Raw genomic sequence first — 4,548 nt, forward strand, 5'->3', positions numbered from 1 at the left:
GACCGNATATCGTATAACAGCTCATATTATCCAGGCGATCCTGACAGAGATAATATTCCCCGACCATAAAGCGCAGCGGCAGCTTGCGCACCCACCGTCTGACAGACAAGTCCCGCATATTGCCTTCAGACAAGGCGATGACTGGCCTGCGCCATCGCCAGGGCGTCTTCCCCTGCCGGCAGCCGCGAAGGGGCATCAGGATCGTGCACCATTCGCCAGACGGCCTGAGCGACATCGGTCGCCTGCGTCACGCTGGCGTTATCCTGCATGCTGTCGAAGATCTGCTGGCCGAGCGCCGCATAGCTCTCCGGGAGCTGTCCCATCGTCCGGCGGGCGTTTTCCCCGAACCGGGTCTGCGGGGCGCGTCCCGGGAGGATCAGCCCGACGCGAATATTAAAAGCAAGGAGCTCCAGCGCCAGCGACTCCATGAAGGCATTCACCGCCGCCTTACTCGCGGTGTAGACAGCCAGCAGGGGCATCGGTTGCAGGGTGACCGCCGAGGTAATATTAACGATGGTCCCGCTTCGGCGCGCTCTGAACCGGGGGATCACCGCCTGGGTCATGGCAATCGTTCCCAGGGTATTGGTGGCAAACAGGTTGGCTATCGCCTCGCGCGGGGCGCCCTCCAGGGCATTAAGCATCCCCACCCCGGCGTTGTTAACCAGCACATCAATCTCTCCGACTTCGGCAATGGCCTCTGCGATACTCTGCGCCGAAGTGACGTCAAGACGTACCAGCCGCAGGCGGTCGCTGGCGGGTAACAAACCTTCCTGCGGAGCGCGCATCGTGGCAATAACCTTCCAGCCTTGTTCGAGAAAATAACGCGCCGTCTCCAGGCCAAAACCCGATGAACAGCCGGTGATCATTATCGTTTGCATATCTCTGTCTCCGAATGGCTTCTTCCTTTTCATCATAGACAGGCCGTGCCGGACGATATAGGGTCAATAATCCATCATTCTTTAGCAGGAGTCCGGAAATGAGCGATCCGCTGGCGGAGGTCATCGCGATGTTAAATCTCAGAGCGGTGCTGACCAAAACCATCGAGGGGGCGGGAGACTGGCGAGTCCGGCGCTCGGATCAGGGGTTGTCATTTTATGGCGTCGTGCTGGAAGGCGGCTGTCGGCTGGAAATTGACCAGCATGAGCCGCAGATCCTGCGCGCCGGGGATTTTATTCTGATCCCGGCGGCGTACCGCTTCTCGCTAACCAGCCTGACCCCGCCTCCTTCACCGGCGCTGGAAACCATCCCGGTGCAACTGGCGGAGGGACACTTTCGGCTGGGCGTCCTCGACAAGCCTGCGCAGATGCAGGCGCTGATTGGCCACTGCGCTTCCGGTTCAACGAACGCCAGCCTGCTGGCCTCGCTATTGCCAGCCTTTGTGGTGATCCGCAATCAACCGCGGCTGGCCACCTTTGTCGGGCTGCTGAAAGAGGAAGCGCAGGCGGATCGCGCGGGCAAATCTTTCGTTCTGGCGCGGATGGTTGAGCTGCTTTTTATCGAGGCCATCCGTTCCTCCGGCACGCTCGCGACCCCCGGTCTGATGCGCGGGCTGAGCGACCCGCGGGTCGCCCAGGCAATCCGTCTGCTGCATCAGGCCCCCGCCAGACGCTGGACGGTCAACGCCCTGGCCGCCGACTGCGCGCTGTCTCGCTCGACGTTATTTGAACGCTTTACCGACCTGACCGGGATGACCCCGATGGGCTATCTGTTAGGCTGGCGAATGACCCTGGCCATGCAGTGGCTGAGCGAGACGGGCATCAGCATTGCGGATATCGCCGAGCGCATCGGCTATGGCTCGGCCAGCGCGTTCAGCGTAGCTTTTACCCGTTATACCGGGATATCGCCGGGCAAATATGCCCGCCAGCGGGCGGCGCTAAATGTCTCCCGGCCAGCTCTGACTTAACCTGCCGCAATCTCCGTCTGCAGCCAGCGCTCAAACATCTGCAGCGCTGGCTCCCCCTCCCCGCCGCCGGGTTTGATCAAGCAGAAGCGCTTAGCCAGCGTCGGGGAGCCCGGCCACGGGGCAACCAGCGTTCCGGCGCTCAGCTCGCTTTCCACATACATCTTCGGCACCAGGGCCACACCCTGCTGGCTAAGTACCGCGGCGATCGCCATCTCATGCAGATCGTAGCGCGGCCCCTGGGCGGGGTTATCCAGCGCCAGACCGCACTCGCGGGCATAGTGCAGCCAGGCGTCCGGGTTTTGCCGCCGGTGAATGCGCGTTAGCCGGTTAAGCAGCCCCGGAAGATCGTCATCCGTCAGCAGCGCAGCATGGCAGACCGGCAGCAAATACTCCGCAAATAAAAACGTCACCTCCATTCCGGTCCACGCCGGGTGTTCAAAATGGATGGCGGCATCAAATCCGCTTCCCGGCAGAATGAAGGGATCGCTGCGGGCGGCGATATTGACCACGATATGCGGATGCTGCGCCGCAAAGCGCCCGAGCCGGGGAATTAACCAGCGGCTGGCGAAGGTGGGGAGCACGGCGATCTCCAGGCTGCGGCCATCGACGGGCATCCCGCTGACGTCATGGGTGTCCCGTTCCAGACGAGCGAGGATCTCGCGGACCTGACGAGCATAGCGGGCGCCTGCCGGATTGAGCCGCACCCGGCTCCCCGTCCTGTCGAAGAGTTTACTGTCGAGGAGCGCTTCCAGACGGGCAATCTGCCGGCTGATGGCCCCTTCCGTTAACGCGAGCTCCGCCGCCGCGCGGGCAAAGTTGCCGTGACGAGCCGCGGCCTCAAAAGCCAGTAGCGCAGCGCTGCTGGGGATTTTACGACGCATAGCCAATGCTCCTTGTGCAGGCTCACCGAAAGTCAGTGACAGAATATCACTAATCCTTGAATTAACATCGTTTTTCAGCGCCATTTTTAGCCGATAGGATGATGAAAACTCACTAAAGCGCCTTGTGCGNACATCATCTGTTCATCGAGGTCACTATGCTCTATGTCGTCGAATGCGCCTACACCGATCCCCAAAGCGAAGCGGCGTGGAATACCTTTTACAATCAGGAAAAACTACCGGCGCTGGTCTCTGTGCCCGGTTTCTACGCCTCCCAGCGCTTCCGCGCTCTCAGCGAGGGCTGCCCCTGCTTCCTGGCGCTGCACGATATCCACGATGCTACCGTCATCGACAGCGACGCCTACCGCCGCAACGGCGGCGGCCATTTTGCCCGCTGGCAATCGGCGATCGCCGACTGGCATCGCCATCTCTATCTAACGAATAATACGCTGCGGGAGGTTGCCCCGGATGAAGTGCTGCTGCTGGGCGATACCGCGGAGGACTTGCCCGTCGCTGCGCCGATACTCCTGCAGCCAGGCGGCCTGGCGACCGAACAAAGCCGGTATGCCGCCATCGTCCCACGAGACAACCTGCATCACCTGGCCACGACTGCCGCCGTCTTTATCTATCAGCCCATCACCGCCCGGTTACGCAACCCGGCGCAGCGCGCGTGAGGTCGCCATGTCACCTGCTCCCTTTTATACGTTGACCGCTGGCGACCTGACGGTGACTGCCGTGAGTGATGGTCTGATGTCAGCGCCGCTGTCCTTACTCTCGGGTATCTCACGGGAGGAGGCGGAACATCTGCAGCGGCATTCAGGATTAGCCTCACCAGAGACCATTGCGATTGGCGCCTATCTGATCCGCGGTCGCGGGAATACGGTGCTGGTGGATACCGGCACCGGCGGAGCCAATGGCGTTGGCGGCGAACTTATCGCCAATCTGGCGCGGCTCGGCGTTGGTCCCGAGGAGATCGACGCCATCCTTCTCACCCACGCCCATCCGGACCATATCGGCGGCCTGCTGTCCGCCGCTGGTACGCCAGCGTATCCCAACGCCACGGTGTTCCTGCCTACGCGGGAAAGCGCTTACTGGCTGGCAACATCCACGTTCGACAACGCCAGCGATCGCGGCCGGCGCAACGTGCTGCTTGTTCGCCGTGTACTGGCGAACTGCGCGGCGCAAATCAGCGGGGTTGATGATGAGGAGGTGATCGCCGGGATCCGCCCGTGCCCTCTGCCCGGCCATACGCCCGGGCATACCGGGTATCGTCTCGAAGCGGGCGATACCTCGCTGCTGATCTGGGGGGATATCGTCCATTTCCCGTCCATTCAGTCTGCGCGGCCAGAAGCCTCGGTCGCCTTCGACGTCGATCCTGAACAGGCCCGGCGTACCAGGGAGATCCTGCTGCGCCAGGCCGCCAGCGAACGGTGGTTGATTGCCGGTATGCATCTTGGCCTGCCGGGATTCGCCAGAGTGGAGAACACCGCCTCAGGCTATTGTCTGCGCTCGGTGTGATCGTTGAGCAGAACAATGACCACAGTAAAACCCGGGTTGCGGCATGAGCACGACCGGGGCGTTTTGTCCGGGAAAGTGGACGAGCCGTTAACCGCGGCTCTTCCAGCCTTTTTTACTTTTGCAGCTAGCTTTGGTGGCGACCCACGGGTGACGTAGCTGAGTCAACTGAAGATCCTGGGAGGCCGGGCTGGCCGACCAGCGTTTGTTGCACAGAGGCTTACGAGTTGCAATGACCATAAAAACGCTCCT

The 4,548-nt window shown here is 61.6% G+C and carries 6 protein-coding genes; 3 read left to right on the forward strand and 3 right to left on the reverse strand.

The genetic code is table 11. The annotated features are described in order from the left end of the window. Positions 1-125: 125 nt before the first annotated feature. Complete coding sequence (locus VZP09_RS10095; protein WP_102000478.1) at positions 126-878, reverse strand: SDR family oxidoreductase; 753 nt, start codon at positions 876-878, stop codon at positions 126-128. Positions 879-976: 98 nt separating this feature from the next. Between VZP09_RS10095 and VZP09_RS10100 the strand changes: the two genes are divergently transcribed. Then, positions 977-1,903 (forward strand): AraC family transcriptional regulator, encoded by a 927-nt coding sequence (locus VZP09_RS10100; RefSeq protein WP_032415064.1) that lies wholly within the window; start codon positions 977-979, stop codon positions 1,901-1,903. On the opposite strand, the gene VZP09_RS10105 is transcribed toward VZP09_RS10100, so the two are convergent. Continuing rightward, entirely contained in the window at positions 1,900-2,784 is an 885-nt protein-coding gene (locus tag VZP09_RS10105; protein WP_002907799.1) for a LysR substrate-binding domain-containing protein, read from the reverse strand. The two genes, VZP09_RS10100 and VZP09_RS10105, sit on opposite strands and share 4 nt — an antisense overlap. A 155-nt stretch (positions 2,785-2,939) precedes the next feature. Here VZP09_RS10105 and VZP09_RS10110 point away from each other — a divergent pair, with 155 nt between their 5' ends. Together VZP09_RS10110 and VZP09_RS10115 are read left to right on the forward strand one after the other, a co-directional pair. Beyond that, positions 2,940-3,455, forward strand: a complete 516-nt coding sequence (locus VZP09_RS10110; protein WP_087791540.1) for a hypothetical protein — start codon at positions 2,940-2,942, stop codon at positions 3,453-3,455. A 7-nt stretch (positions 3,456-3,462) separates the two neighbouring features. Further along, positions 3,463-4,299: an MBL fold metallo-hydrolase gene (locus tag VZP09_RS10115; RefSeq protein ID WP_004180178.1), complete on the forward strand. Its 837-nt coding sequence runs from the start codon at positions 3,463-3,465 to the stop codon at positions 4,297-4,299. Between the two features lie 87 nt (positions 4,300-4,386). On the opposite strand, the gene VZP09_RS10120 is transcribed toward VZP09_RS10115, so the two are convergent. Further along, the gene (locus VZP09_RS10120; RefSeq protein ID WP_002907802.1) at positions 4,387-4,536 is read right to left on the reverse strand and encodes a hypothetical protein; all 150 of its coding nucleotides are present in this window, start codon (positions 4,534-4,536) and stop codon (positions 4,387-4,389) included. Between the last annotated feature and the right edge of the window lie 12 nt (positions 4,537-4,548).

Origin of the sequence: Klebsiella sp. EMBS2024 (assembly GCF_036233805.1) — a bacterium.
Classification (GTDB): Bacteria; Pseudomonadota; Gammaproteobacteria; order Enterobacterales; family Enterobacteriaceae; genus Klebsiella; species Klebsiella pneumoniae.

Coding starts and splice junctions, on each gene's coding strand:
- VZP09_RS10095 (WP_102000478.1), bottom strand. CDS start 878: ATGCAAACGATAATGATCACCGGCTGTTCATCGGGTTTTGGCCTGGAG.
- VZP09_RS10100 (WP_032415064.1), top strand. CDS start 977: ATGAGCGATCCGCTGGCGGAGGTCATCGCGATGTTAAATCTCAGAGCG.
- VZP09_RS10105 (WP_002907799.1), bottom strand. CDS start 2,784: ATGCGTCGTAAAATCCCCAGCAGCGCTGCGCTACTGGCTTTTGAGGCC.
- VZP09_RS10110 (WP_087791540.1), top strand. CDS start 2,940: ATGCTCTATGTCGTCGAATGCGCCTACACCGATCCCCAAAGCGAAGCG.
- VZP09_RS10115 (WP_004180178.1), top strand. CDS start 3,463: ATGTCACCTGCTCCCTTTTATACGTTGACCGCTGGCGACCTGACGGTG.
- VZP09_RS10120 (WP_002907802.1), bottom strand. CDS start 4,536: ATGGTCATTGCAACTCGTAAGCCTCTGTGCAACAAACGCTGGTCGGCC.